Below are 26,909 nucleotides of genomic sequence, written 5' to 3'. Positions count from 1 at the left end.
CAGTTTTAGAAAAAACCCTCAAAGGCTTCCAGGGCCTCGTCTTCGAGCACGGGACCAACCACTTCGACCGGGCGTTTGCCGTGCTTGAGCACCTCGCGGCTGCCCAAGGCCAGCTGAAAGGGAGATTCGCCCTGAAAACTGTAGAGGCGATCGCTGCCCAGCGCATACACCAGCCGTCCCACCCCACTCCAAAAGATCGCCCCGGCGCACATCGGGCAGGGTTCGGTGCTGGCATAGAGGGTGCAGTCTTTGAGGGTGTCTGGGCTGAGGCTTTTATCCATTTGTCGCAGCAGCACGGTTTCGGCGTGGCCGGTGCAGTCGCGCTCGGTGATCTGGTTGTTTTCGGCTTCGGCTAGCACCTGGCCCGAGGCATCGGCCAACACGGCACCAAAGGGACGGTTGCCAGCCTCACGGGCGCTGTGGGAAAGGGCAATCGCCCGCCGTACATGGCCTAAATCTTGCTCATTCACATCGCTCATCGGTCGCTCTCCGCTTCATCGCTCACCCAATCATGCCACTAGACTGAGGGCTGCTTAGGAAAGCCGTTGGGAATCTCAAAGCGATCGCCCGTGCGGCAATATTCGTAGCCGGCCATCCGCCCGATCGCCCCTACTTTATCGACATTGATGCGGTTATTCTCACCCAGCACGTCGTCGCGCACAAATAGGTGCACCACTTGGCCAATCACAATGTGAAACTCGCCCACCGGCACAATTTGCAGGGTGCGGCACTCAAAGGCCACCGGCGACTCGGCCACGCGGGGCGGTTTGATCACTCGGCTAGGGGCGGGCGAGAGATTTACGTAGTCAAACTCCGACTCGCCGTAGGGCAGCGGCTCTGAGCTTTCTGCCACCTGGTGGGCGTAGGACTCAACGGCCAGGTTAATTACGTATTCGCCAGTGCCGCCTTCGCTGGCAGGGCGCACGTTGCGCAGGGTGTCTTTTTCGCTGCCGTCGGGCTTGAGGCTAATGCTAAACATCAGCGCCAGGGGTTTGTGGCCCGCAGCGTTGAAGTAGGAGAAGGGGGCCAAATTGGCCACGCCCTCAGGCGACAGGCTAGAGACAAAGGCGATCGGCCGAGGCACGACGCTGCCAATCAGCAGCTTGTAGCGAGTTGAGGGGTCTAGCAGCTCGGGGTCAATTTCCATGGGGCCGGGGTGCAACAAAGACAAGGCGATCGCAGGCATTTTGCCACGTTTCGCTAACCGTAGCTGAGTTCTTTGTTGCTAACCCCGACCTATCACCCTGGATTTGGCACCCCGGATTTGGTTGTCATAGCCAAATCCGGGGTGCCTTGCAGTGAATGGCTCGGCGGTGCCGCTTACTGACTGCGCTGTTCAACCTGCAAGACCAGAATATGGACATCGGCAGGCTCTTTGACCGGTGTTTCTGGAGGCGTTACCGTAGGCCAAACGGTCTTTAGCTCTGCCAAGCTTTCGGCGATCGCAGTATGGTCTTCGGCGCGGGTCTGTTCCATCTCTTGGGCAATGGTTTGGTACAGCTGATCGGCATAGACCACGAACCCCCGCGAGTCTTGATATTCAACCGCTTCCACAATTTTGCCATCCACCACGGCGGCCTCATATTCTTCAGCAGCGGTTTTGAGAACCTGGGTGATGACTTCTAGCACAAAGTCAGGTGACTGGCGCTGGTCAGCGGGCAAGGCCTCGATCGCACCATCAATCGCCGCCATCGATTCGTCAAATTCGGTTTTAACCTGAGGGCTTTCGGGGGCAGACTTGGTCAGGTCAAGCAGCTCATTGAGCTGGTCTTTGAACGGCGTCACATTGCGCTCAGCGAGCTGAGACTCGACCCCGCCGTAGAGTTCTTCAACTGGGTGGCCAATGTGAGGTTCAGCTTCCTCATAGTCACCGGCGGCGATCAGTTCTTCTGCCACCATCAGGTGGCCTTTCATCAGCGCCAGGGTGGTCATATAGTCGGCATCAGGATTGCTGGTGGCTCCAGCTTCGCCGCCCTCGCCACCTTCACCGCCCTCGCCACCTTCGCCGCCCTCGCCGCCGCCATGGGCCGCATCTGCGGTGGGAGAGGGTTCGGTACCGGCTTCACCACCTTCGGGTGTTGGCCCGCCACAGGCTCCTAACGTCGCCGCTAAACCAACCGCCAGGAACAGCTCTACAGGCTTGAGTTGCTTTGCCATATCAGTGTCAATTGAGAATAAATTGCGTTAAATCTTATCTCCATGAGCCTAGGGCTATATGAGATCGCATGTCAATAAGATCCGAGGCGGTGGCGATGAGTCAGGCTTGAAACCTAGGCCGGCAAGACATCAAACAGCCCCATGCAGCCGTGCTCTGCGATCGCATCCTGATGGGGATGAAACATATATTGACCGGGATAAGGGTAGGCAAATTCTAGAATGTGGCGCTCGGCGGTGCCCATGGTGATCACGTCAGAGTCGCCGGTCGGGGTGAGGGTGCGCCCCGTCGGAAAAATTTGAAATAGGTTGGCATGAATGTGGAAGGTCACCGCTACGTCAAACTCAATCATGTTGAGCAGATATAGCCGCACCCGCTGGTTTTGGTAGATAGGAATCGGATGATCGCGATAGTAGTTAGGAACGCCGTTAAAGGCATACAGTTCATTGTGCTCGTCGTTATTAATGTCAAAGCCACCCATCACCAGCACCATTTCATCCGCAGGTGGACGGCCCTCGGGTGGATCCACAATAAATAGGCCGTAGAGCCCCTTGCTGATGTGGCGAGTCACCGGAGCGACGTGGCAATGGTAGGGATGCACGCCAAACGGCCCCGCCTCAAACTCGTACACCATCGTCTGACCATGGCGAATCGGCTGAACACCATCCATCTCAGCGGGGTGAATGCCGTGAAAGTGCATGCTGTGGGAATGCCCATCTTGGTTGTGGAAAATAATCCGCACCCGCTCCCCGGCTTTGGCCCGCATGGTGGGGCCTGGAACTCTGCCGTTGAGGTTCCAGCTCATGAAGGTAATGGCGCTGTTGAGCTGGAGGGGTGAACTGTTGGCCGTCACCTCAAACTCCCGTACAGGGCGACCGTTTTCTGACTTGAGGGTGCCGTAGTCAAAGTCTCGCAGCAGGGCGATGGGGTCAAAGCTATTGTCAGTCGGCGGCCCATAACCCTCTGGCAATGGGGGAATGCGCGCGGCCTGAGATCGCCCCACCCAGGTTGACCCCACCACTGCCGCCGCGACGGCCCCAACACCCCCAGCCCCCCAGCCCAGAAACTGACGCCGCGACCAGGCCGTCGGAAATTTTGCGAAGGGTTGTTTAGCCATGCCCGAGAAGAAACCATCTTCTTGAGAATAGTTCTTAATGGCTAGAGTTGTCAGTTTCCTGGCGGCTTGAGCCCTGGCTTATTAGCGACAGCAATTGTCAACAGGCTGTGCTGCCTTGGGCGCGATCGGTACCGCTAGCAAATCACAAACTCGCTTAACGTCCGAGCGGTTTGGGGCAAAGACGGTGCGATCGCAGTACAGCAACACCGTAAGTTGGGCAAAGCGCTAGCGGAACTCAACCAAGCCGAGTCTCATCCTGGTTTGCATTTCTCGTTAGCCCTTCCAGTGTTATTCGACTATATACGCCTGGTATATAGTCGTTGCAGTAGTACCACTATCAACGTGATTAGAAAGGTAATAGGAAGAGCGACTTTGAAGCCTTCTATAACTGAAGTATAAAGGCGAGGAGATGGAAGACAAAAATACACATCTGTAACCAGATCGCCGCAGACTAGAAACCGCAGAACCCTATTTCTTAGAAAAAAGCTAAACAACGAGAAAATGGCAATACTAATCCAGCCGGCCTTTTGTGACGATAAAATATCGCCCAAATATCGCTTCAGCTTCTGCAAAGAGTTTGCACCAGACGAAGTTTGCCTAGCTATTGATTTATGCTGAGCAGCTACATTTTTTTGTTCATACCACTGGGCAATGTTTTGCCCCGCCAGCCCACCAGCCCAGCCCGCAATAATAGATGCTATTACAGAGCCAAAGCCAATTGTTACAGCTGAATTAGGCGTGATTGCTTGCGATGAAAAATACCAAGGTCCAAAGACAGCAGCTCCGCCCCCAGCTATCAAAGCACCTATCACTTTGGCTATGAGGTGATAGAGCCCAACTGATCGTAGTGGATAAAAAAACAGGCACGTTATAGCACTCAACAGTAGCCCATTAATCAACCCCAATCCCACGCCCAAGCTAGCACCGATTATTCCTATCAAGATCAAGAGAAGTGAAAGTGGGAAAAAGCCAAAAAGGGACCCCAATATGGCCCCTGACATCAGCCCTATTACAGTGCTTCGCAGGCTAATATGCCATGCCAGTTGTTGTTTTGAAACTGACCGTTGGCCTTTTGGGCCTGATGTACCGTTGAGAGCCATTGCTTTGTTCTCAGGAGTTGCCTTCTATGTATCCATAAAGTAGTGACACACCTTACTGACTAACAGCAAAATTGTACTCTTCCAGGACTTTAACCATTTACCGTTATACTCTCAGCACGCTTCTAGAAAAATATTGTTGCGAGGAATGATTCTGCTGGAGAAGAGAGAGGTGGTAACCTCTTAAATCCTCGAATCGTCCTACTTTATGTCTAAGTTTGCATCCCTAGCGGCAGTAGTCGTTAGTCGGCTGCGCGGCTTGGACTGTGATCGGCGACCACTGACGAATCACGAACTCGCTCAAGCCCACATCGTCTGGGCGGGTTGGGTCAAGCGTAGTCCAGTCGGCGCGATCGCCCCAATCATACGTATAGCCCAGCTGAGTCCACGGATAGGGCAGGGCGCTAGGAGGTTCTGCGCCATTAATTGCGATCGGCTGCCCCTGATACTGATAGCGCTGATCGTACTGAGCATAAAACCAGTGTTGATAGCTAATCGGCACCGAGATAAATTCATTGGCGGTGCGAAAGCGCAGTTCAGCCTCATGGTCAGTAATTTCTGGGTCGGGGCTAGGGCGAAAGAGAAACTGTGGATCAACCCAGATCTCAACCATCCGGCGATTAGCTGCCTGGGCAGCCGGTTCAGGTGGTAAGCCGAGCACCTGGCCAAGGCGGGCCGCTAAGGGAACCTCAGCGGTTGGAGTGTAGGCTTTGCAGAAGCTTTGCAGGTCGGGGATGGCCGTCACCCAGACATCACGAGTGACAATCAGTCGATGCCCCACATTTTGGGTATAGCCCACCCAATCGGCCCAGGTCGCGACTAAAACTTGGCCCTGCTCATTCCAAGTCAGAGCGCTGTTTTGGTGCGTAATGGCCGTCAGGTTTCCAAAGACCTCGTTGGGTTCCGGCGTTTTGGCGTCTTCAACGGCATCCCAATAGGCTGGTGGTGGTGCGATCGCCCCTGCTTGAGCCCGAACTGGGTTAACGCTTGCCCCACAGACTTCGACTAGGCCCAGCAACATGACCCCAATAGAAATCCGCACCGTTTTCCCAGGGTTGACGACCATGCAAGACACCATAGGTATGCTCTAGCGACAGAATTTTGTCGTGTCTAGAGTACCCAGTTGCGATCGCAGGCTGAGCGGCAAATACCATTGCTCTTTGGGCTAATTATTCACTTGCCACCAAGCCCGCAAGTCCTGCACAGCGGCAATTTCATCATCCTTAGCAGTGCTTAAAAACTCGTAGAGCCGTCCTTAGACACCTGAGGAAATGTTGGGCTTAGCTCCACCTCACTGTAAACGCCGTTTTGCAGCACATACACTCGCCAAACCCTGCCGTTAAAGCGCCAAAACTCTGGCACCCCCAGGCTGGCATAGAACTGATTCTTAGCGAAGGTACTGGCAGACCGTTAAGCACCCAAAACAGGGTTGGCATCCAACCGTTCTGCTAGCCAGAGTTTGATAATGGCCTCGCGTTGAATCCCTAACCGCTGAGCTTCCTTATCCAGAGCCGCTACCATCCACTGCGGAAATGTAATTTCGATCGACTGAGGTTCTAGCCCAGGCCGCTTGAGGGTAGAGAGGTCAAAGTACTCTAGAACATCTTCCCCATCATCGAATTTACAATCTAGGTCTTCAGCGTTCATATAGTGATACCTCATTGTCGCGAGAGCGACGTACAGAAATAATACGAACGTTTGTATCTCGGTAGGTAATGATTGCAGACCAGTACTTGCTCCTAATCTTACCAATTACTAGGAAGCGCGGTTCTACTGCCGATGTGGCTTGGAGTTCTATTCGATACTGATCCTGCCAAAGCAGTTGAGCTGTCTCGAAATCAATGCCATGTTTTGCTAAATTGCTTTGGCTTTTATTGGGGTCATACTCAAACTGCACCGTCAAACCTGGTGAAATACTTAGGGCAATTCTTTCGTAAGCTACAGCTCTAACAAGTTACAGGCTCCAGTTTTTTCCCAAAACCCTGGAGCCGAATCCCTACAATGGGCGGTAGACGCGGTAGTTGATATTGGGGAAGATGTTGTCTACTATCTCGATCTTTTCTAGCCAACCAGAGTCAATTTTTTCGCGCAGAATGTCATCCCACAGCTTTTGAAAACGCATGAGGTGCGACCTGGTCCGCCGCACCGCATAGGGCACCATCGTCCCCGTACGCATAATGAAAGCCCAGTCAGACGACTGCGCCAGCAGCAGTTCCCGCGCCGCCTGGTTGAGGGCGCGCCACTCTAGCTCGTCAGCGGGTTCGCGCTTGGCTAGGTCGATCATGCGCTCGGCAGCTTTGTGCAGATGGGGGTAAATCCAGGAGTTGGTTTCGTTCAGCCAGTATTCGTGGAAACCCTTGTAGCCCCAGCTCGACTGGGAGGGACGGCAGACCTGTTGGGTGGGATGGCCCTGGAGGTAGTCGCTCAAGTGGGTCATCTCGTAGGTGCTTTGATCAAACCAGCTCTTGCGGAACAGGTAGTCGAGGAACCAGGGGCCTTCATACCACCAGTGACCAAACAGCTCGGCATCGTAGGGCGACACAATGATTGGCGGGCGCTGCATCAGGCCGTGGAGGTGGCCAATCTGCTTCTCTCGGTTGTACATGAAGTTGGCGGCGTGCTCGGCGGCTTTTTCTTTAGCCCAGTAAGGGTCATAGAGCTGCTTGTCGGAGAGGCCCAAGCCCTTGCCGGTGATCTTGTGATATTTGATGCCCACATTCTTGCGCTGGCCGTTGGGCATGATGTAGGGCTTGATGTATTCATATTCGGCATCCCAGCCCAGGTCGCGGTAAAACTCGCGGTACTCGGGCGCGCCGGGGTAGCCTACCTGGGACGACCACACCTGCTGCGACGACTCGTGGTCGCGGCCAAAGGCGGCGACGCCGCTCTCGGTGAAGATGGGGGAGTAGCTGCCAAACCGAGGCCGGGGCCGAGCGTAGAGAATGCCGTGGCCATCGGTGAGGAAGTAGCGCAGACCCGCGTCGGCCACCATGCGCTCGAGACCCTCGTAGTAGGCACACTCGGGTAGCCAAATGCCCTTTGGAGGCTGACCAAAGGTGTCTTCGTAGTGCTCAGCGGCAACCTGAATTTGCGCCCACACCGCTTCGGGATACATCTTCATCAGCGGCAGGTAGCCGTGGGTGGCCCCGCAGGTGATGATGTCGAGGTTGTTGCTGTCTTGGTATTGCTTAAAGGCGGTGACCAGGTCGCCGCTGTAGCTCTCCCACACGTTGCGGACGTGGTTGAACTCTTTGGCGTAGGTTTCAGCTAAATATTGCAGGTGGCCGTTGTGGACGTGGCGCTCAACCTCTAGCTCGGTGAGTTCTTCGAGCATGGCCAGGTGGGCGTCGAAGCGCTCTTGCAGCAGCGGATCGCGCAGCATGGAAATCAAGGGCGGCGTCATGCTCATGGTGAGCTTGAAGTCGATACCGTCGCGCTTTAGCCCCTCAAACATGGTGAGCAGAGGCACGTAGGTCTCGATAATTGCCTCGTAGAGCCACTCTTCCTCCAGTACGTAGTCACTCTCGGGGTGACGCACATAGGGCAGGTGGGCATGGAGTACGAGTGCGAGATATCCAGTAGCCATAAGGTGCCGTTGAGGGAAATGAACTAAGAGCCGAGCTGTCGGGAGGGTAACCGCCGTGACCAAATTCTAGAGCAAAAGGTAAGCGCTAACGGCTGGCTGGGCTGCATCCACCATCTGGGGCTGCTTGGGGGAGTTATTTATAGGCGATCGCAGAGCCGGCACTGGTATGCCATGAAACGGTAACCCCAAAAAGTTCAGGGAGAACTCTCTGTGGAAAAGGCTAACCGCTAGAGCCAGCCCCAGGAAGCCGCTGTTGGACTTTCACCCTGATGGATTATGGGCAACCCAAGGCTACGCTACAGCAGGGATGCGGGGCTGGCGTGCTGCATGGAATACATCGAATAGGAACCAGAGTAGTGGTGAGCAGATGGGGAGTAGAACGGTTTGGGGCAGGAGCCTATAGAGTATTAACCCAAGCCCCTCAACAAATCCAGCAAACACGGTCTATGGGAAAAGTCTCTGGTTGGATACTCTGCACGGCTTTAGTTCTGGCGGGCTGCCAGCGGGAGACGGCGGTGCCGTGGCAGTCCGCTACGCTTTCGACCGAGGCGCTGGACAATCTGGCGTTGCCAACCTTCCTAGTGGATGTGGCGACAGCGGCTCGCTACCGCCAGGAGGGGCTAGCCTTTCGGCAGCAGGGCGATATGGAGCGGGCGATCGCCACCCTCAAGATTGCCGCCGCCCTCGACCCCCGCAACCCCGAAGGCCAAGTCTTGCTGGGCTGGACTCAGCACCTCGCCGGGTTTGCGGCCCCCGCCGTTTTGGCACTACAAACCGCCCTGAGCTATAGCCCAGAGCACGTGCCCGCCCTCAACGCCCTAGGCATTGTCTATCTGGTGGATGGGCAGCTAGAGGCGGCGGTAGAGACCCACACCCGCGCCGCCGAACTTGAGCCCCGCAACGAAATTGCCCACTATAACCTCAGCCTGGCCTACCAGCGGTTAGGACAGGTCGAGCAGGCCGTAGCTGAAGCCCAAACCGCCACCGAGCTAGAGCCGAGCAACCCCCACCCCTGGGTAGCGCTGGCGCTGGCCCACTGGTCAGCCAAGAACAATGCCGAGGCGATCGCCAACTACCGTCAGGCGTTAGCGCTCGACAGTCGCTACACAAGCCGCGACTATTTAGACCACTTAGAGCAGGCCGGATTTAGCCAGGAGCAGATTAAAGCAACCGAGGAAATTCGTCAGGCGGCGGGGCTGTAGGGGTTTCAGGGTATAAGGTGTAGGGTTTAAGGGATGCCCTGTACCTTGAACCCTACACCCTCTGCCTTTAGATAGGGATGTGCTCAGCCACGCTGTGCGACGCTTCTGTAAGTAATCCCGGTGCCCCCATGACCGCTGCGACTCTGCCTAAGCTATCGGCCCAAAACGTACTCCACGCCCGCGCTCGCCTGGGGGAAGGACCCCTGTGGGACGGCGACAAGCAGGTGCTCTACTGGGTCGATATTCTCAACCACCGCGTCCACGTGTTTGAGCCCAGCAGCGGCGACGACTGCCACTGGGATGTGAGCGATATGGGCAGTGCTATAGCCCTGATGGCAGGCGAGAGGCTGCTGGTGGCCATGGGCGATCGCATCACCCATCTCGATCTCACCTCGGGCAAGGTCGAAACCCTCCACACCTTTGAGTTTGATGCCCCCGGCACCCGATTTAACGACGGCAAGTGCGACCCCCAAGGTCGCTTTTGGATTGGCTCTATGAGCCCGGACCACCCTGGCCATGCGGCCCTCTACCGCTACGACCCCGATGGCTCAGTGCGCACCATGGAAACCGAGCTGACAATTTCTAACGGGCTGGGTTGGAGCCCTGACGGCCATACCTTTTATTTGACTGACTCACCTCAGCGCAAAATTTTTGCCTACCGGTTTGATGGGGCAACGGGAGAAATTAGCGATCGCACCGTTGCCATTGACCTGGGCAAAGAAGATGAATCTATCGAGCCTGATGGCCTAGCGATCGACAGCGATGGCAATATCTGGACGGCGCTGTGGAATGGCGGCTGCGTGGCCTGCTTTAGCCCCTCTGGAGAATCCTTGGGCCGAGTGAAACTGCCCGTGCAGCGCCCCACTTGCCCCACATTTGGCGGCCCTAACCGACAGACCCTCTATGTCACTACCGCATCAGTGGGGCTGAGCCAAAAGGAGATTCAGCAGGGGTTTTATTCGGGGGATTTGTTTGCGATCGAAGCCCCTGTGCCCGGCCTGCCCACTAACCCCTTTGGGGCTTAACCCACTGGTTTCACCTCAGGTTAGCGGCTACCCACTCAACTCACTGCCCCGTCTGACTACGCGCCTGCGGGTATAGCGGTTAATCCCACGTTTGATATAGGCACTGGCTTGTAGATCGGCTTTAGCATCACTTGCAGCCGTATCTAAATTATGACTATGTCCTCTTCCACCGATCGCAACTCAGAATATCTCAACGGACCGCAACCAGCAGGGCGCGATCGCATCTTTCACGATCGCGAAGGCAACCTCGTTATTGCTCAACCACCAAACCTGCCAATTCTAGTGGCGGGGACTGCGACTGTGCTCCAGGCCGTTCTTCCCGAGGGGCCGCTGCAAACCACTGTTGAGCTGGTGGCCTTTGGCACTTGGTTCACTTGGGCCTGGCTAGAGCTGTTCACCGGGGTCAACTACTTCCGCCAGTCCCTCGGATTGATCACGTTAATTGGCTTGATTGCCCTCAAGCTCAACTTGGGCTAGTAGACTGCCAGTCCAGAGATCTCCAGTTAAGGGGGGTTCAGGGTTTAAGGTGCAAGGCAAACCGTGAGCCGTATACCTTATACGAAATCCGCCTTGAGAAACCCCGGTTCAAAACGGAGATCTTGTAGGGGCATTGCAGTGTAATGCCCCTACAAACTGGGTGTAACCAAATAGGATTCGGTATAAAACCCTGAACCCTAAGTGGCTCTTGCCCCAATCAGCTTTGTCAAGTAATAGCCTAAGGGCGATCAGCGCCCTCACCCTCACCAGCGGGCTCTTCCTTCTGCTGCCGCATTAGATCGACCCCGCGCGAGGTGCCCAGGCGGGTTGCCCCTACCTGCACCAGGGCCACCGCTTGGGCGGCCGTGCCAATGCCGCCAGAGGCTTTAATACCCACTTGGCCCTGGGTCAATGCCCACAGCTGGCGCACAACTTCAACGGTAGCACCCCCCTGCCAGCCGGTGCTGGTCTTTAAGAATGAAACCCCAGCATCCATGCAAACTTCGGCGGCCAGAGCGATTTCTGGCGGGGTGAGCACGGCGGTTTCGAGAATGGCTTTGACCAGCAGACCGGTCTCTTCACAAATAGTGGCAATTTCTCGGTGAATGGCATCGGTATTGCCCGTTTTGAGCCACCCTAAGTTAATTACAACATCAAGCTCGTCGGCTCCCCGCTCAGCCGCTTCCTGAGCCTCGTAAAGCTTAGTGCCTGAGGTCGTTGCCCCGGTGGGAAAGCCAATTACCGTACAGACCTTCACCTTAGTATTGTGCAGAAGCTCCACGGCCTGAGGCACATGGCAGGGGGCAATGCAAACCGAGGCAAACCCATAGCGATCGCCCTCAGCACACCATTGGGCCACCTGCTCAGCCGTAGCCGTAGGGCTAAGCAAAGAGTGGTCGATATAGGGGGCTAGATCTACCCCGTCATCTGCCGTTGGTCGTCGGGCCATGGGTCTAACTGCCTCTAGGTGCCAAAAATTGGTTGGGCTAGCGATTGCTGCGGCCGATAGCAAGGGGCAACTGGTCGCCCATCTGAGCTAGGGTGCTGCGATCGCATCTCACTATATAGCCTTCTGACAGCAGCTCAGGACTCAACCGCCCGCCTACGCCATGCTATTTGAAGAAATGTATCACCAATTTCCGCAATCTTACGCAGTTTGAGGTTGAGCAGACCAAGCCTTTTCTTTACATAGCTTAATGCTGTTGACAAATGGTCCCGGTTTAGAGATCGCTAACCAAGGAAGAGCGCGTAGTTCAAATCAGAGTTTTCTGAGAAAAAGCAATCTTTATCTATAAATACATCTATAAGTACAAAATCCAGTTGCACGATCCTGAAATAAACAATTTAGGGGTTCCTAAAGTGCGATCGCTTAAACATTAGCTTTAGCATTGCTTTACTGATATTAACAGTCCCAGTGTTGTTTAAGTCAGTTACAACACTTTATTTATGTGGGTGGATTGCTGACACCGCTTTTAAGCAATAAGGGTGTTCCCCATCTCAAAAAATACCCACCAAAGTTGTGATTAAAGTTCAAACAAACGGTTATGTTTTGAACTCTCTACAAAAGCTCTAAGTTTCAAAATCTTAGGTATTCACGCCATGTTGACTCCTAAGGCTAAAGCGATAAAACAAGGATGTTGAAACAAAGCCCTACTTTAAGGATTCGCTGAATGAGCCTTGAGCCCAATGAGTTTATGTCTAAGATGGTGTCGCGCATTGGTCTCACTGCCGACGACCGTAAAGTACTTCAATCCACAGCTGATTGGGGTTTAGAAATCGCCCCAGAAATGGCCGACTACTTCTATGAATATCTAGGTCGCGACGCCGAGATGAGCGCCATTCTCAACGAGTCTGAGGGCCGAATTCACCGGCTGCGCGAAACCTTTGTGGACTGGTTCCATGAGATGTTCACCGGTATGGATAACTGGGGTGATGCCTACGCTGAGCGGCGCTGGCGCATTGGTCTAATTCACGTGCGTATCGGCATCGGCCCCCAGCACGTGGTGCCTGCCATGGCTGTGGTTGTACATGAGGCTGGCAAGCGCGCCCAGACCGACGGCAAAAACGACCAGCTGCGCGATGCCCTAGCCAAAATTTGCATGGTCGATCTGGCCTTTATTGAGCAAGCCTATATCGAAGTTTCTTCGGCAGCGGTGCTGCAAGAAACAGGCTGGTCTGAGGGTCTCTTCAGACGGCTGGTCAAAACCGGTGCCACGGCAATGTAGCGCCCCGCACGCCTTTTCTGTTGATTTTACTTCAGCTTTATTACCCTCATTTTCCTTAACCAAAGAGAGAACTAACCATGGCGATTAGCACCGAAAAACTCACCAACATTTTGCAAAGCTTTGTCACCTCTACCACCGACATTCAAGGGGCAGCAGTGGTCACCCCCGACGGTCTGCCTTTGGCGGCCAGCCTACCTGGCGGCATGGATGAAGAACGGGTTTCAGCTATGTCGGCTGCCATGCTGTCCCTGGGCGATCGCATTGGCAGCGAGCTAGCCCGCGGCGGCATCGATCGCATTTTTGTCGAGGGCGACAAAGGCTACGGCATTCTCACCAGCTGCGGCGAAGACGCCGTGTTCCTGGTGCTGGCCGACAAAGCGGCCAAGCAAGGCCTGCTGATGCTCGAAATCAAGCGCACCCTAGCCGATCTGAAAGCCGTTTTGATGTAGCGCCCCATGGCGGAGAGCACACCCCCTTCAAAAAGGGGGTTTAGGGGGGATCTTTCACCATTACTAGTCCCCAGATTTGCTCTGAACGCTCGTATTTGTGGTGTGCCCCCACGACGTTTCACCTTATTCTTCATTGCCTCCGCCCACCCATGGAAATCATGCGTTTAGTGGTCACCGGCCCTGTGGGGGCCGGCAAGTCCACCTTCATTCGATCCGTCAGCGAAATTGAGGTGGTAGACACCGATCGCCGCGCCACCGACGACACCCTGCTGATTAAAAAGCGCACCACCGTTGCCTTCGACTTTGGTCGCCTCCAGTTTGGCCCCGACATGGCCCTACATCTCTACGGCACCCCTGGCCAGTCGCGCTTCGACTTCATGTGGGACATTCTGATTCAAAAGGCCCACGCCTACATTTTGCTAGTAGCGGCCCATCGACCCCATGAGTTTCGAGAGGCTCGCCGCATCATGACCTTCATGAAACAGCGATCGCCCGCACCCATGATCATCGGTCTTACCCACACCGACTGTTCCGGTGCCTGGGATGCCGCCAACATTGCCCTGGCCCTTGGCTACCCCGACCCCGCTCGCCGTCCGCCTATAGTTGCCGTCAACGCCAACGAAACTGCATCGGTGGCCCAGGCAGTGATTTCCCTGGTGCAGTTTACCTGGGCGGGCAGCTTAGCCCCTACGACCTAGAGCCTGCCAATGCAACGCCATTGAAATTCAGTTAAACATGCGGGATTTACGGATGCGGTGTTGAAGCTAGCGGTACAAACCGTCAACTCCCCAGGCCCAACCCCATCCCCACCCTTTTACTTCCCCACTTCCTACGTCTAACCCACTCACTCGCCCGCAGAAAGGGATAACACCCATGACTGTCACTGGATACCTCGCCGATTTCTCTTTGCCCGAACTGTTTCAGCTAGTAGAACAGGGCAATAAAACCGGCCTGTTAACAATCTGCACTCTAAGCGACCCCACCACCGTTGCTCGCCACAACCACCACATCTGGCTGAGCCAGGGGCAAATTGTTGCCGCTGGCAACAGCCTTGACCAGCAGGGCCTGATGCGACTAATTGCCCAGCGGGGCTGGATGGGCGATCGCGCCGTCTCCCGGCTGGCCCAAACCTGCCAAATCCACACTCCTCTGGGCCTGTGCCTCAAAAACCAGGGCGTGCTCACTGCCGAACAGCTCAAACTGCTGTTTTACACTCAGGTAATGCGTCAGGTGTGCGCCCTGTTTGCCCTCCCCGACGGCTGGTTCCAGTTTGACCCCAAAGCCCCGCTGCCCGTCTCCGAAATGACCGGGCTGATCGCTACTGCCACCGATGTCACCCTGTCTGGGCTGCGCGCGCTCAAAGACTGGGACGCCCTCGACGAAAAACTGCCCGACCCCTCCTCAGCTTTGATCAGCGTGGTCGAGAGCAAGCCCAGCCTGCGCCTCAACCCCAACGAATGGCAGGTGTGGGAGTATACCAACGGCACCATGGCCATCAAGGATATTGCTCAGCAGCTTAACTTGCCCGTGGCCAAGGCCCAGCAGATTGCCTTTCGCCTCATCGTCACTGGCCTAGCTGAAGAGATGCCAATGGTGGCTGCCCCGCCCCCCGCCGCCTTCGAACTCGCTGCCTCGGCCCCGCTAGAGCACGGGTTCGCCACCAGCGTCACTGCCGATACTGCTGGTGCCGCCCCGGTCAGCCAGTCTTTTTTGCAAAACCTCGTCGGATTTCTCAAAGGCAAGGTGTAGCCATGACCCACGATGCCCTGCGACTCCTCCAAGGCTTTCTCGGCCTGCTCAAGCTAGCCGACCTGCTGACCAGTCCCCCGGGCCTAGCCGTCACGCTCTGGCTTTGGCTCTATCACACCCTGTCCTACGACAGTGCCCTTGCCCTCTGGCTCCTCGCCCTGCTTCCTCTTTTAGAACTGAGCCGCCAGGAAGTAAACGAGTAATGCTCCGTCACCCCCCAATTACCTCACCTTACTTAACCCCCTGACCCACCATGGAAAACATCGCCCTCCAGCCCTTCACTTGGAACGACTCCCTCAGCACCGGCGTACCGATGATTGACGCCCACCACAAAGAGCTGATTGCCGCCGTCAACGATCTAGGGCTGGCGATCGCCCACCACAAAGGCAGCACCGCCATTAAAAAGCTCTTCGCCTTTCTTAAGTTCTACGCTGAGTGGCACTTTGAGCATGAAGAAGCCTGCGCCGCCAAGCACAAGTGCCCCATTGCCGAAGTCAACCAGCAGGCCCACGCCACCTTCATCGAGAACTTTGGCCAACTGCACGATCGCTACAAAGCCAGCGACGCCAACGAGGCGGTCGCTATCGAAATTTATCAGCAGCTAGCCGGTTGGCTGACCAGCCACATTCTCAAAATCGACACCAACATCGGCCGCTGCATTCGCAGTGCAACCCAAGGGGCATAAGCCCGGCATTGCTGCAGCGAGCAGTGAATCTATGAATGCAGCATCCTCTCGCTGCTCTCTAAAGTTCCCCAGAAGTGGGGGACTTTGAGCTGTTTCCCCAGAATGGAGGCTTGGGGGATGCGTTAAGCAACACCTATCAACAACGCTGCGACCCCTAGGGGCAGGGAGGATTGCCCTGGCTACCGGTGGTGGCCCCAGCGTTGTTGATTTGGGTAAAGGTGCCGTTGTTCAGCTGATTGAGCTGGGCCAAATCGACCACTTGCAGTGCACTGCCTGCCCCGACGAACAGGTTGGCGTCGAGATTGGTAGTAGCAATGCTCTGATTGTTGGTGATTTGGGCACAGAGGGGTTGAGCTGATTCGCTACCGAGTTCTACGGCGTGATTGCCCGACTCCTGAATTTGGTTGCCCACTACGGTGAGCGTGGAAAAACGACTGGTGCCATCGGCGAAGCCAAAGATGCCGTTGTTGCCAACTGTTTGGGTTTGGTTGTTGACGAGAGCAGCTCGGTCGATGGTGCCACCATCCGTGGCAAAGAGGCTCAGGCCGTCTTGGGCAACCTGGCTGACTCGGTTGCTATCAGCGGTGACGGTGGCGAGCTGCCCCCCGGTTGCAGCAAAGGCGACGATGCCGTCTGTGCCTATGGTTTCGAGGGTGTTGTCGCTAATTTGCGTAGCCGAGATCTGCCCCTGGTTCAGCGCCAAAACCTGAATACCGGCTTGGTCAATAGTTTGGAGCTGGTTGCCGGTAATAGTGGTCTGGCTGATTTGGCTTTGGCCTTCGGTCAGCACAAAAATGCCGTCGCCGTCGATCGCATTGAGCTGGTTACCGCTAATGCGAGCTGTACCCACCTGGCTTTGACCGCTGGCAATTAGCTCAATGCCGGCAGCGCCCACCCCGGTTAATCGGTTGCCATCTACGGTAGCAGTCCCGATGCGGCTGCCCTGAGCAGACAGGATGAGAATGCCATTGTCTACGATCGCAGCGGCTGAGCCCTCGCTGCCTACCCCCGTGTTGGTAACCGCTAGGGATTGGATTTGGCTACCACTATTGACCAGCACTAACACTCCATTTTCACTAGCCTGCTGAATGTCGCCGCCATCGAGGGTGACGGTGGCGATCTGGCCACTATTATTTGCCAGCACCAGCACTCCGTTTGCGCCAGCGCTGGTCACCTGGGGGGCGCTCAGCGTGGCGGCGGCAATCTGGGAACCACTGTCGGCAATTACGACCAGGCCATTGCTGTCGGCCTGGTCTACCGCTAGGTCATTGACCGTGACCGTCGCTAGGCTAGAGCCATTTTGGCCCAAGACCAGCAGGCCGTTGGCCCCAGCCGACTGAATCGTGACAGTCTCTAGAGTAGTGTCGGCCAGGGCGCTGTTGGTGTCGGCCAGCACCAGCACCCCGTTGCTACCCACCTGGCCGAGGTTGCTTTGGCTAAGCGTGAATGGGCCTAAGCGACTACCCCCAAAAGCCAGCACGGCCACTCCGTTTTCGGCGGTAGCCGCTAGCTGAAGTTGGGTCAGGTCAACGGGGCCTATATAAGCGCCGTTTTCGGCCAGCAGCAGCACCCCGTTGGCTTGGCTTTGCTCTAGGGTGACGTCGGCGACAGTGGTAGCGGCGATGGTGCCACCGTCCTCCGCCAGTAGCAGCAAGCCATTGGTGCCAGTGGTGCCGAGGTCAAGCTGGCTGAGCGCTAGGTTGTCAATTTGGCCACCGGCACCGGCCAAAACCAATACGCCGTTTTCTCCGGCAGCGGCGACCTGGGTTTGGGCGATCGCCACAGTTCCCACGCGGCTGTTGTCAGACAGCACGGCAATGCCGTTTTCGCCGCTGCTGCCAATGCGGTTTTGGCTGAGTTGCAGACTGTTAATCTGGCTGCCGGCGGCGGCTCTCACCAATAGCCCGTCGTCCGCCGCCCGGTGGATGTCGTTGTTGCTGAGGTCAGCGGTGTCTACCGTCTGGCCTGAGATATTGAGCAAGATCCCGCTTTCGCTAGCATCCTGGATCTGGTTGCGGCGAACGATCAGGTTGCCGCTGACGTCATTCAGCAAAATGCCGTTGCGAGCCGTCAGAACTTGGTTGTCTAAAATCGTTACTGACCTAACCCCCTGAGCCTGAATCCCGTCTTGACCAGGTTCTGGGGCCACAGCAAACCCCGACAGCAGACTGTCGTGACCCATAACCACGGTGCCGGGCACGTGGGGCAACAGACCGCTGCCCGATCCCGGCAGGGCCAAGGTGCCGATCTGGGTACGCAGGGGCTGAATGGGGCCGGTAGATAACACCTGCACCCCGGTGGGAATGGTGAAACCGCTGGCCAAACTGCCCGGCTGAACGTAAACGCGATCGCCGCTACTGGCTACGCCCAACGCCGGATCGATCGCGCCATACGGGGCGGCGGCGGTGCCATCACCAGCGACACTAGAGCCCGGCTGCACATGGTAAAACCGATAGGCCTGGTTGGTGTCGGGATCGATCGCCGCCTCAACCTGGGCTTCGGCACCCAGAGTAATGCCCATGGTGCGCTGAATTGGTTGTCCTAGCGCCAGGCCTGTCGCCGCCGTTTGGGGACCAGACCCGCCCCAGCTAAAGCCCGTTTGCAGCAGCACATTGGTCCCAAAATAGTCGTCGTGCTGCAAACCCAGCCGCAGATTTAGCCCCGGGGTGGGGCTGGCGGCCAGCCAGGCCCGACCTCCAAAAAAGCCCGGCTGGTCAGGAGGGCTGTAGTAGTAGAGTCCCCCATAGGCATTGAGCGTGCCCAGGGATCCTAAGGTGGCGATCGCCCCGCCCACGCTCACATCCCCACCGGCCATAGCAACTTGCCGAGTCGTGGGCAGCAGTAGCTGATTGCCCTCAAAAAAGGGCGTGCTGAGCAAGCTGGTGGCGGTGCTGCGATCGCCTAGCGGCCAATAGACATTGCCCCGCAGCTCCCACCCATTGTTGATATGTTCTAGGCCAGCCCCCGCCTGATAAAACGTTCCTTCCCCGTGGGCCTGGGTATCGAGCCCGACATATCCTCCGGTGAGATTGGTGCGATCGCCGCCCAGGGTGCGGTAGCCCAGCATCAGATTGCTGCCCAAAAAGCCAGCCGTATCCAGCCGCGCTCGGCCCTGCAAAAACAAAATCTGCTGTCCCGGCACTTGCCCTAGGGGCAAAAACCCCTCCAGGCTGCCGAAGTCCCGGCTTCCCCCGGTGGTCTCAAAGCTAATACCTGCCCAAGGCTGCACCGCCAGCGCCTCTGCCGGCGGTACCCCTGGCTCAGCCCAAGCCGGGCTGGCTATCATGCAGGCTACAGCGGCCAAACTCCCCGCCCAGTGCTGCCGTTTCATGAAACCAAAGCTATTTCCAGTCGAGTTCAGTCTCAGCCTCAGCGTTTTGCTGTGCATTGGTTGTAGCGTCATCTTCCCGCGTGTGCTCTCTTATCTATCCCTTATCTACAAGGGCTAAGAACGGTCGCCCGTCCTGGCACATTAAAGAAATGACGAACCTTACCTTAGATTTGTAGGCGTTGTCTGAGGACGCAGGAGCGCCGAACCACTGGAGGAGCCTAGTCCTCGGCTACTGTCCTACGGAGTCGCCCTTTTCCAAGGGTTTGCTTTCGCTAAACTGAGCCTGATCAAACAGGTGTACCGTGCGAATTGGGTAGGGAATGGCAATGCCGGCCTCGTCGCAGCCAGCCTTGAGAGCGATCGCCACCCGCGATTTAACCCGGCGCACCTCGGCAATCTGGGGCGTCGTCCAGTAGCGCAGCTTAAAGTCAATGGAACTTTCGCCAAAGCCCACCACATCGACCTCGGGCTCTGGAGCGCTGAGCACGCCATCGGTACGGGCAATGATATCTAAAAAGGTCTGCTTGGCCAGGGGCAGCGGAGTGGTGTAGTCAACCCCAATGTCGAGGTCGGTGCGGCGGCTGCGAAAGGCGGTCAGCACCCGCACCGGATTAGTAAACACGATCGCATTGGGAATTTCTACCAGCTCTCCGTTGTAGGTGCGTAGCTGGGTCGAGCGAATCTTAACCGCCTCTACCGTACCCTCATAGTCGCCCATCACCACCTGATCGCCCAGGCGAAAGGGCTCTTCCACCAGCAGCAAAATGCCCGCTAAAAAGTTCTTAAAAATGTCTTGAAAGGCAAAGCCGATCGCCACCGAACCCAACCCCAGCAGGCCGATAATGTCGCCCAATCGCAAATCCGGAAAGGCAATCACCGCCGCAATAATGATTCCCACCGCCCAGGTGCCAATGCGAGTCACTTGCACGGCCAGCAGTTGCAGCGATCGGCTGGGCACCAAGCGCTTGACCATTTTGCCCACCATCTTTTGGGTCACCTTGGCGGCGTACCCCGTCAGCAGCAGTAGCACCAGCGCGATCGCCAGCCCCGGCAAGAGCTGAATAAACTGCCCCACCAAATCGAGCAAGCTGGTTTGAATGCGCTCAAGCAGAAGGTTCATGGGCGATAAAAGTCAATGACGACGGGCTTTTCGCAGCCTATCACCGAGGGGTGCGATCGTCATCTGCCCCAGTGGGCTTGCCTACTCCCTTAGACAGTCGTTGAGCTGTCCTGGAGCGAACACCCCAAAAATTGCTCGTAACCCCGCTGGAATTGCTGCTTGCCACCCTGCTCAACAATGCTGCCGTGGGCCACAATTACCCGCTCAAAATCCCATCGCAAAACCTGCTCGGCCGAAGCTTTGACTTTCTCCTTATCCCGAGTCGCAACTCGCTCTAACAAGGACGGACTCAGGCTTTTGTAGCCGCCCCCAAGTTTAGTGACTAGCTGCGTCAGCCACGGAGAACTCTCGTCAAAACAAAAAGCCGTATCCGTCAAGATCAGCGTCCGACTGGCAGCATGGAAAAACACCCATTCCTCAAGCGGATCTGGGCCACTGGGGCTAAGGGTTTTGAACCCATCAAAGAACAGACGCTCAATGCCTTCCCATGGACTGTTCGAGCCGCCGGATATCGCCTGGTCGATGGTTAGCTCTGGCTTTTTGGCGCTCAGCCCCGCCGTCGCCCAAACCGTTGCCGCTGGGTACGCCGCTTTGAACCCTGTGACAAATTGGTAGTGATACAGGTTAGGAGCAATGATATGCGTGACTGTTCCCAGCTTATTCAGCTCGTCTACCAACTCCTCGCTCACCTGAATGGGCGAAACAACTACCAGCTGATTGCCCACCAGCCGAATCACCGTCATGCGAGTACCGATGCCCAGCCCAAAATATCGCAAGGGCTGCTCGGCCACCCAAAGATCCCGATCGATCGCTCTGAGCATCATTCGACCTCACCCATCCACCCACCTACTCATCCACTCCCTCACTCCCCTAGGGCAGCCAGGGATATTGACGAAAATCGGGCTCTCGCTTTTCTAAAAATGCCTGCCTACCCTCAGAGCCCTCTTCAGTCATGTAGTAGAGCAAGGTGGCGTTGCCCGCCAGCTCTTGCAGCCCCGCCTGACCATCGCAGTCAGCGTTAAAGGCAGCCTTGAGGCAGCGAATGGCGATCGGGCTTTTTTGCAAAATTTCCTGCGCCCACTGCACCCCTTCGGCTTCGAGCTGAACCACCGGCACCACGCAGTTGACCATACCCATATCTAGCGCCTCTTGAGCGCTGTATTGGCGACAGAGGTACCATATTTCACGGGCTTTCTTTTGACCCACCATGCGAGATAGGTAGCTAGCTCCAAAGCCGCCGTCAAAACTGCCTACTTTAGGGCCAGTTTGACCAAAAACAGCGTTATCAGCAGCAATGGTGAGATCGCACACCACGTGCAGCACGTGGCCACCGCCGATCGCATAGCCCGCCACCAGCGCAATCACCACCTTGGGCATCGAGCGAATCAGCCGTTGCAAGTCGAGCACGTTGAGCCGGGGCACACCGCCTTCATCCACATAGCCACCGTGGCCTCGCACGCTCTGGTCACCGCCCGAGCAAAAGGCGTATTTGCCATCTGTGTGAGGGCCTGCTCCGGTCAGCAGCACCACGCCAATGCGGCTGTCTTCGCGGGCATTGGAGAAAGCCTCGTACAGCTCGACAATGGTTTTGGGGCGAAAGGCATTGCGCTTGTGGGGCCGATTGATGGTGATCTTAGCGATGCCATCAGCCTTTTGGTAAACAATATCTTCGTAGGGCTTAACGTCTTGCCAGGCAACCTGCATAGGGAGCGAGTCCAGATAACACTGGTTTCTAGCGTCTCACATTGGGGCGAAGCGCTGAATAGCGATAGGTGACGAATCAGCCATCGATACCTACAGCCGTTTATCGCCCTTAAGCAACTCCGCCACGCGCTTAATGCCGGTTTCGACATTGAGCCAGGCGGCATCGCGATCGCTCCACTGGGTCACGGCCTCGGCATTTTTGGGCAGAGACTGAAGCTTACTAAAGGGCGTATTCTTCCAATCCGTGGGTCTGAGGATGATGGGGATGACTCTGGCCTCACCCGCTGCGTGGCGCTCCATGGCGCGGGTCATCTCTAGGTCGTAGCAGTAGTCTGAGGCGATGAAGTCAGAACTTACCAACAGCAGGATGATGTCGGCGCGGTTGAGGTTGTCGTCAATATCATTGGCCCAGTCGTCGCCGGGGAGGATTCTGCGATCGTGCCAGGGCTGAATGAGCCCCTGCCGTTGCAGCAACTTCAGGTGGGTCTCTAGCTCGTCGCGCAGAGTTTCGTCTTTGTGGGAATAGCTGTAGAAGAGGCGCAGGGCTTGGCTATGGCGATCCATCGCAACGGTGGGGTGGCGGGTGCCCTCTAAATCTACCCCGTTCAGCAAATCGCGCACGTTTAGGCTGATTAGCCCCTCCCCGGTGAACACGTCAAAGCTGGTTTGCCGGTGCTCTTCACGCACCAGCAGCTCTTTGTAGTCCACCGTTACTGAGGGATGCCCCGGCACCGGCACTAGCTCTTTGGGGGTGAACTTAAAGCTGCGGTGGATGCGCTCAAAGTCGGAGCGAATTACAGCCAACAGCCTGCGCCGACTGGCCCCTAGCCCATCTACGCTGATGGAAACGCAGCGGTCTTGGGGGTCGGCTTTGACCAGGGCGCGGTTGCCCTCAAAGGTGAGAATAACCCCAGTGCGCCAGCGCAGTTGGTGCTCGATCAGCACATGAGTACGCACAATGAAGCGGGGCAGCAAACCCTCGGGCAAAATCGGGTACTCGTAGCGAAAGTTGAGGCAGTCTGCCGGGTCAAACTCAGCGGCGGCGGGGGGCTGCTGCTTGTCGAGCAGGTCGGGGATGAGGTAGCGATGTTCGTCGTCTTGAAAGCGAAAGCACAGCTCGAACTTGCGCATCAGCTCTAGCAAAAAGCCGTGGCGCTCGGCGGGGTAGTTGTGAACATCTAAATTGCGGGCTAGGCAGGCGGCTTCGAGTTCGCCTTTAGTGTCGGCGAGTTCGTAGGCGTTGAGCAGGGTGTAAATGCCGTTGGTGACCCAATGGGGATTGAGCACGTGGGTATCGCGCAGGCGAGGATCGTCTTTGTAGTTGAGGGCAATGCCGAGGCTGTGGAGGTGGACGGCGAGAGAGTCTTGTGCGCCATAGTCGGCTTCGCCATCGGTTTGGCAAATGGCCCGATACTGCTCGAAGGAAATGTAGTTGTCGGCCATTTCGGAGAGCCTATTTTTGATCGCTACCCAACTGGCAGGAAAGGGATCACGCAAGTGCTCTAGAGCATCGGTTTCGCGCTCGATAGCGGCGCGGAGCAGGTCGATACCCTGGCCGGTTTCGCAATCGGTAGCAATGAACTCGCGGATGTTGGGGAATTTTTGCTGCAATGCTCCCCGGTTAACATCGAACGGGTGCTCTTTGATTTTGTTGAGCACGACAAGAACGGGAGAATCACCGCCAAAGCTTTGGATCAGTTCGAGCCAGTACTCAGCATCAGCATCTTCGTGGCCCTGGCGACCGTTGAGCACCAGCACGTAAAGGCTGCGCTCGGTGAGAAAAAACTGGTGGGTCGAGTGCATGATTTCTTGTCCACCGAAGTCCCATACATGGAGTTTGATGTCTTCAGAATCGTTAAGGCACATCTCCCATGGGGTAATTTGAATACCCTCAGTTTTTGCAGATTTAGGATCAAAACTCTCATAAATAAGACGATTGACCAAGGATGTTTTGCCTGCAGCACCAAATCCTACGAGGATAAGCTTAGCTTCGTTCAAGGGTTGACTATTAGCAAGCGCCCGGAAATAATAATCAAGAATACTTTGGGGGGTGGAATTCCTTTCTTCATATAACGGTCCTTCTTCACCTTCGGCAGATCCAAGAATCTCTACAGGCAAGTTTAATTTTTCATTGCCATGCAAATAAAGCTCGCTCAAGGCTCTTATTTCGGCTAGCTCATTAGGCAAAGCTTTTAACTGATTGCGGGAAAGATCAAGTTTGAACAATGTTTTTATTTTGCCTATTTTTTCTGGTATTTCTGATAGATTGTTGTCTGCAATGTCAAGTTGACGTAGGTTTTTTAGACAACCCAAGTTTTGAGTCAAGGAATTAATATTGTTCTGTGAAATGTTGAGGTGAATTAGCTGTTCCAAGCCGCTCACCTCCCTTGGCAAGTAATTTAATTTATTGTTAGAAGCATCTAGGTATACAAGGTTTTTCAGGTCACCTATCTTTCCTGGAAGTGATGATAATTGGTTTTCGGCAAGGTTAAGATGCTCTAGTTTTTTTAGGTTTCCTATCTCTTGCGGAAGAAATGATAGTCGATTCTGAAAAAGATTGAATCGATTTAGAGATTTCAGTCTATCAATCTCTTTCGGAAGGGATGACAATCTATTTTTGGAAAGATCAAGCCCACCTAGCTTCACTAATTCATGTAAAACCTCTTTTGGAAGAGATGTTAATTGATTCTGAGAAAGGTCTAGTTGAACTAGGTTCCCTAGCTCTCCTATTTCTTTTGGAAGGGATGTTAATTGATTCTGAGAAAGGTCTAGTTGAACTAGGTTCCCTAGCTCTCCTATTTCTTTTGGAAGGGATGTTAATTGATTCTGAGAAAGGTCTAGTTGAACTAGGTTCCCTAGCTCTCCTATTTCTTTTGGAAGGGATGTTAATTGATTCTGAGAAAGGTCTAGTTGAACTAGGTTCCCTAGCTCTCCTATTTCTTTTGGAAGGGATGTTAATTGATTCTGAGAAAGGTCTATGTATAAGATTTTTTTACATTTTTCTAAAGATTTTGGCAAGTATGATAACTGATTTTCAGAAGCTATTAGGGTATCTAGGTTGCTTGGATAGCCTGTTTTTGGGATTGACAAAAGCTTATTGCGAGAAACATTTAGCTTCTTTAAATTGATTAGCCAGTTTAGTTCATCGGGCAAAGAAGTTAACTCGTTGCTGTAAATATTAAGTGTTTCTAAGGATTTGAGTTGAGCCAGTTCTCTTGGAAGCTCCGAAATCTTATTGCCTGCAAGGTTAAGAATCTTAAGGTTACTAAGACAGCACAATTCTTTTGGCACTTGCCTTATCTTGTTAAAGGAAAGATTAAGTACAGTTAGATGTATTAGCTTTGTGATGCTTACTGGTATGGTAGTGAGATTCAGAGATGGTAGTGTTAGGGTGGTTTCGCCAGTCCTCAAGGCCTTTTGAATGCGAGATTCTGCCTCATCAGTTAAGTTAGGCGGTTCCTCACACAGCCCGATCGCATCCACCTCCATACCCAACACCCCAGCGATCGCCCTCATACTCTCCCCACTCACCCGCTTGCCCCGCTCTGGGTGAAACGACCGGCTCACCGTGTCGGCACTTACCCCCGCCCGCTCGGCGATCGCCGCAAACGTCCACCCCCGCTCCGCCTTGGCCGCCTGTAGCAGCTTCAGCCCCGCTGGGCTAGCGAGAAAACCACGCGATGAAGATGACATAGGCGTTGGCGACAAAGAGAGCTTTGTTCAAGGGTATCCGGCGATTCTAGAAATCGGGTCTCTTCTTGGCGATGTTAGGAAGGGCGATGTTAGGAAGTTGGCTACTGACTCGATAACTGGGTTCCTTCCCAGCGGCGGAGTTCTTTCCCCAGCCAGAGGACAGCATTGGTGAGCCGCAGTATGCTGAAACCCAATTGTGAAGAAAAATAGAGGAGACCCTATGGGATTGGGCCTACTTGTGAACGGTCAGTGGCAGAAAGAGCGCAGCCAAGAAGATGACCAGGGGCGATTTGTGCGTCCCGAAACCGACTTTCACCATTTCACAAGGGCAGACGGTACGAGCGAGTTTAAGCCAGAGGCCGATCGCTACCACCTCTACGTTTCGCTGGCCTGCCCCTGGGCCCACCGCACACTGATTATGCGCGAGCTGAAGGGGTTGACCGATGCAATTTCAGTATCGGTAGTGGATCCTTATATGGGTGAGGAAGGCTGGGCCTTTAGCGACTACCCCGGAGCAATTCCTGACACGGTGAACGGGGCGCAGTATTTACAGGAGATTTATGTCAAGGCCAAGCCTGACATTTCTGGCCGCGTGACGGTGCCTGTTCTATGGGATAAGCAGACCAACACCATCGTCAACAACGAGTCGCGCGAAATCATCCGCATGCTCGACACGGAGTGGAATGAGGTGGCCACCAACGACGTTGACCTCTACCCCGCTAATCTGCAAGACAAAATCGACAGCGCCATCGACGCCATCTATCAGCCCATCAACAATGGCGTGTATCGGGCCGGATTTGCCACCAAGCAGTCGGCCTACGAAGAAGCGGTGACCGAGCTGTTCGACGCTCTTGATCATTGGGAAGGCGTGCTCGATCGCCAGCGCTACCTGTGCGGCGATCGCCTCACCGAGGCCGATATCTGCCTATTCACCACCCTCTATCGCTTCGATGCGGTCTACTACGTGCATTTCAAGTGCAACCTGCGCCGCATTGTTGACTACCCCAACCTGTGGGGTTACCTGCGCGATCTGTACCAGCAGCCTGCTTTCAAAAACACTTGCAATCTCGACCACATCAAGCGTCATTACTACATGAGCCATCCTGGCGTGAACCCTCACCAGATTGTGCCCCTGGGGCCGGTGATCGACTTTGAGGAAAAGAACGATCGCGCCAAGCGCTTTAGCTTGACCGCCGGTAGTGCCCGGTAGGGGTCAGTCCTGGGTCAAAACCGCCTTGCCGTTGCTGGGCAAAGGGTTTAGCTTGTGCAAAACGTAATTCAAACGGTGAAACAA

Annotated in this window: 25 protein-coding genes and 1 pseudogene; 10 read left to right on the top strand and 16 right to left on the bottom strand. The window is 55.3% G+C overall.

What is annotated here, in order from left to right:
- Positions 1–5 precede the first annotated feature (5 nt).
- The 10 genes and pseudogenes from H6F59_RS04405 to H6F59_RS04365 form a co-directional block, all read right to left on the bottom strand.
- Positions 6–479, bottom strand: coding sequence for a nucleoside deaminase (locus H6F59_RS04405; RefSeq protein ID WP_190695630.1), 474 nt, complete (start codon positions 477–479; stop codon positions 6–8).
- A 38-nt stretch (positions 480–517) separates the two neighbouring features.
- The gene (locus H6F59_RS04400; RefSeq protein ID WP_242021268.1) at positions 518–1,186 is read right to left on the bottom strand and encodes a flavin reductase family protein; all 669 of its coding nucleotides are present in this window, start codon (positions 1,184–1,186) and stop codon (positions 518–520) included.
- Positions 1,187–1,320: 134 nt separating this feature from the next.
- Positions 1,321–2,157 carry a hypothetical protein gene (locus H6F59_RS04395; protein ID WP_190695628.1) on the bottom strand — a complete coding sequence of 279 codons (837 nt, stop codon included), beginning with the start codon at positions 2,155–2,157 and terminating at the stop codon, positions 1,321–1,323.
- Between the two features lie 113 nt (positions 2,158–2,270).
- Positions 2,271–3,272, bottom strand: a complete 1,002-nt coding sequence (locus H6F59_RS04390) for a multicopper oxidase domain-containing protein (protein WP_190695625.1) — start codon at positions 3,270–3,272, stop codon at positions 2,271–2,273.
- A gap of 296 nt (positions 3,273–3,568) precedes the next feature.
- A complete protein-coding gene (locus H6F59_RS04385) occupies positions 3,569–4,372 on the bottom strand; it encodes a hypothetical protein (protein WP_190695622.1) in 804 nt (267 codons plus the stop codon).
- A 223-nt stretch (positions 4,373–4,595) separates the two neighbouring features.
- Positions 4,596–5,435: a hypothetical protein gene (locus H6F59_RS04380; protein WP_190695619.1), complete on the bottom strand. Its 840-nt coding sequence runs from the start codon at positions 5,433–5,435 to the stop codon at positions 4,596–4,598.
- A 99-nt stretch (positions 5,436–5,534) separates the two neighbouring features.
- Positions 5,535–5,758 (bottom strand): annotated as a pseudogene (locus H6F59_RS27550) (Uma2 family endonuclease); the annotation flags it as partial.
- A 21-nt stretch (positions 5,759–5,779) separates the two neighbouring features.
- Positions 5,780–6,016, bottom strand: a complete 237-nt coding sequence (gene brnA / locus H6F59_RS04375) for a type II toxin-antitoxin system BrnA family antitoxin (RefSeq protein WP_190695616.1) — start codon at positions 6,014–6,016, stop codon at positions 5,780–5,782.
- Positions 6,006–6,266 (bottom strand): BrnT family toxin, encoded by a 261-nt coding sequence (locus tag H6F59_RS27545; RefSeq protein WP_190697157.1) that lies wholly within the window; start codon positions 6,264–6,266, stop codon positions 6,006–6,008. The genes brnA and H6F59_RS27545 overlap by 11 nt, the downstream gene beginning before the upstream one ends.
- 99 nt (positions 6,267–6,365) lie before the next feature.
- On the bottom strand, positions 6,366–7,955 hold the full coding sequence (locus tag H6F59_RS04365; RefSeq protein ID WP_190695613.1) for a glycoside hydrolase family 57 protein: 1,590 nt from the start codon (positions 7,953–7,955) through the stop codon (positions 6,366–6,368).
- Positions 7,956–8,401: 446 nt separating this feature from the next.
- Here H6F59_RS04365 and H6F59_RS04360 point away from each other — a divergent pair, with 446 nt between their 5' ends.
- The 3 genes from H6F59_RS04360 to H6F59_RS04350 all read left to right on the top strand — a co-directional run bounded on the left by H6F59_RS04360 (position 8,402) and on the right by H6F59_RS04350 (position 10,659).
- A complete protein-coding gene (locus tag H6F59_RS04360) occupies positions 8,402–9,157 on the top strand; it encodes a tetratricopeptide repeat protein (RefSeq protein ID WP_190695610.1) in 756 nt (251 codons plus the stop codon).
- 128 nt (positions 9,158–9,285) lie between these two features.
- Complete coding sequence (locus H6F59_RS04355; RefSeq protein ID WP_190695608.1) at positions 9,286–10,182, top strand: SMP-30/gluconolactonase/LRE family protein; 897 nt, start codon at positions 9,286–9,288, stop codon at positions 10,180–10,182.
- Between the two features lie 156 nt (positions 10,183–10,338).
- On the top strand, positions 10,339–10,659 hold the full coding sequence (locus H6F59_RS04350) for a hypothetical protein (RefSeq protein ID WP_190697155.1): 321 nt from the start codon (positions 10,339–10,341) through the stop codon (positions 10,657–10,659).
- Between the two features lie 238 nt (positions 10,660–10,897).
- On the opposite strand, the gene deoC is transcribed toward H6F59_RS04350, so the two are convergent.
- Positions 10,898–11,608 carry a deoxyribose-phosphate aldolase gene (deoC, locus tag H6F59_RS04345; protein ID WP_190695605.1) on the bottom strand — a complete coding sequence of 237 codons (711 nt, stop codon included), beginning with the start codon at positions 11,606–11,608 and terminating at the stop codon, positions 10,898–10,900.
- A 721-nt stretch (positions 11,609–12,329) separates the two neighbouring features.
- Here deoC and H6F59_RS04340 point away from each other — a divergent pair.
- The 6 genes from H6F59_RS04340 to H6F59_RS04315 all read left to right on the top strand — a co-directional run bounded on the left by H6F59_RS04340 (position 12,330) and on the right by H6F59_RS04315 (position 15,767).
- On the top strand, positions 12,330–12,884 hold the full coding sequence (locus tag H6F59_RS04340; RefSeq protein WP_190695602.1) for a protoglobin domain-containing protein: 555 nt from the start codon (positions 12,330–12,332) through the stop codon (positions 12,882–12,884).
- A 77-nt stretch (positions 12,885–12,961) separates the two neighbouring features.
- The gene (locus H6F59_RS04335) at positions 12,962–13,333 is read left to right on the top strand and encodes a roadblock/LC7 domain-containing protein (protein WP_073608058.1); all 372 of its coding nucleotides are present in this window, start codon (positions 12,962–12,964) and stop codon (positions 13,331–13,333) included.
- 149 nt (positions 13,334–13,482) lie between these two features.
- Positions 13,483–14,031, top strand: coding sequence for an ATP/GTP-binding protein (locus H6F59_RS04330; RefSeq protein WP_190521848.1), 549 nt, complete (start codon positions 13,483–13,485; stop codon positions 14,029–14,031).
- Positions 14,032–14,206: 175 nt separating this feature from the next.
- Entirely contained in the window at positions 14,207–15,082 is an 876-nt protein-coding gene (locus tag H6F59_RS04325) for a DUF4388 domain-containing protein (protein WP_190695598.1), read from the top strand.
- A gap of 2 nt (positions 15,083–15,084) precedes the next feature.
- Positions 15,085–15,285: a hypothetical protein gene (locus H6F59_RS04320; protein ID WP_190695596.1), complete on the top strand. Its 201-nt coding sequence runs from the start codon at positions 15,085–15,087 to the stop codon at positions 15,283–15,285.
- A gap of 50 nt (positions 15,286–15,335) precedes the next feature.
- Positions 15,336–15,767, top strand: coding sequence for a bacteriohemerythrin (locus tag H6F59_RS04315; RefSeq protein WP_190695592.1), 432 nt, complete (start codon positions 15,336–15,338; stop codon positions 15,765–15,767).
- A gap of 154 nt (positions 15,768–15,921) precedes the next feature.
- Here H6F59_RS04315 and H6F59_RS04310 read toward each other — a convergent pair whose 3' ends face one another.
- The 5 genes from H6F59_RS04310 to H6F59_RS26245 all read right to left on the bottom strand — a co-directional run bounded on the left by H6F59_RS04310 (position 15,922) and on the right by H6F59_RS26245 (position 25,411).
- Positions 15,922–19,098, bottom strand: a complete 3,177-nt coding sequence (locus tag H6F59_RS04310) for a right-handed parallel beta-helix repeat-containing protein (RefSeq protein ID WP_190695589.1) — start codon at positions 19,096–19,098, stop codon at positions 15,922–15,924.
- Between the two features lie 229 nt (positions 19,099–19,327).
- Complete coding sequence (locus tag H6F59_RS04305) at positions 19,328–20,218, bottom strand: mechanosensitive ion channel family protein (RefSeq protein ID WP_190695587.1); 891 nt, start codon at positions 20,216–20,218, stop codon at positions 19,328–19,330.
- Positions 20,219–20,307: 89 nt separating this feature from the next.
- Positions 20,308–21,042, bottom strand: a complete 735-nt coding sequence (locus tag H6F59_RS04300) for a DUF4336 domain-containing protein (RefSeq protein WP_242021266.1) — start codon at positions 21,040–21,042, stop codon at positions 20,308–20,310.
- A 46-nt stretch (positions 21,043–21,088) separates the two neighbouring features.
- The gene (gene menB, locus H6F59_RS04295) at positions 21,089–21,922 is read right to left on the bottom strand and encodes a 1,4-dihydroxy-2-naphthoyl-CoA synthase (RefSeq protein WP_190695585.1); all 834 of its coding nucleotides are present in this window, start codon (positions 21,920–21,922) and stop codon (positions 21,089–21,091) included.
- 90 nt (positions 21,923–22,012) lie between these two features.
- Complete coding sequence (locus H6F59_RS26245) at positions 22,013–25,411, bottom strand: COR domain-containing protein (protein WP_397193101.1); 3,399 nt, start codon at positions 25,409–25,411, stop codon at positions 22,013–22,015.
- Between the two features lie 424 nt (positions 25,412–25,835).
- On the opposite strand from H6F59_RS26245, the gene H6F59_RS04285 reads away from it, so the two are divergent.
- A complete protein-coding gene (locus H6F59_RS04285) occupies positions 25,836–26,825 on the top strand; it encodes a glutathione S-transferase family protein (RefSeq protein WP_190695579.1) in 990 nt (329 codons plus the stop codon).
- Positions 26,826–26,909 lie beyond the last annotated feature (84 nt).

Source organism: Nodosilinea sp. FACHB-141 (assembly GCF_014696135.1).
GTDB lineage: Bacteria > Cyanobacteriota > Cyanobacteriia > Phormidesmidales > Phormidesmidaceae > Nodosilinea.
The sequence above is the reverse complement of the archived record's forward strand: the minus strand, read 5'-3'. Positions and strand labels throughout refer to the sequence as shown.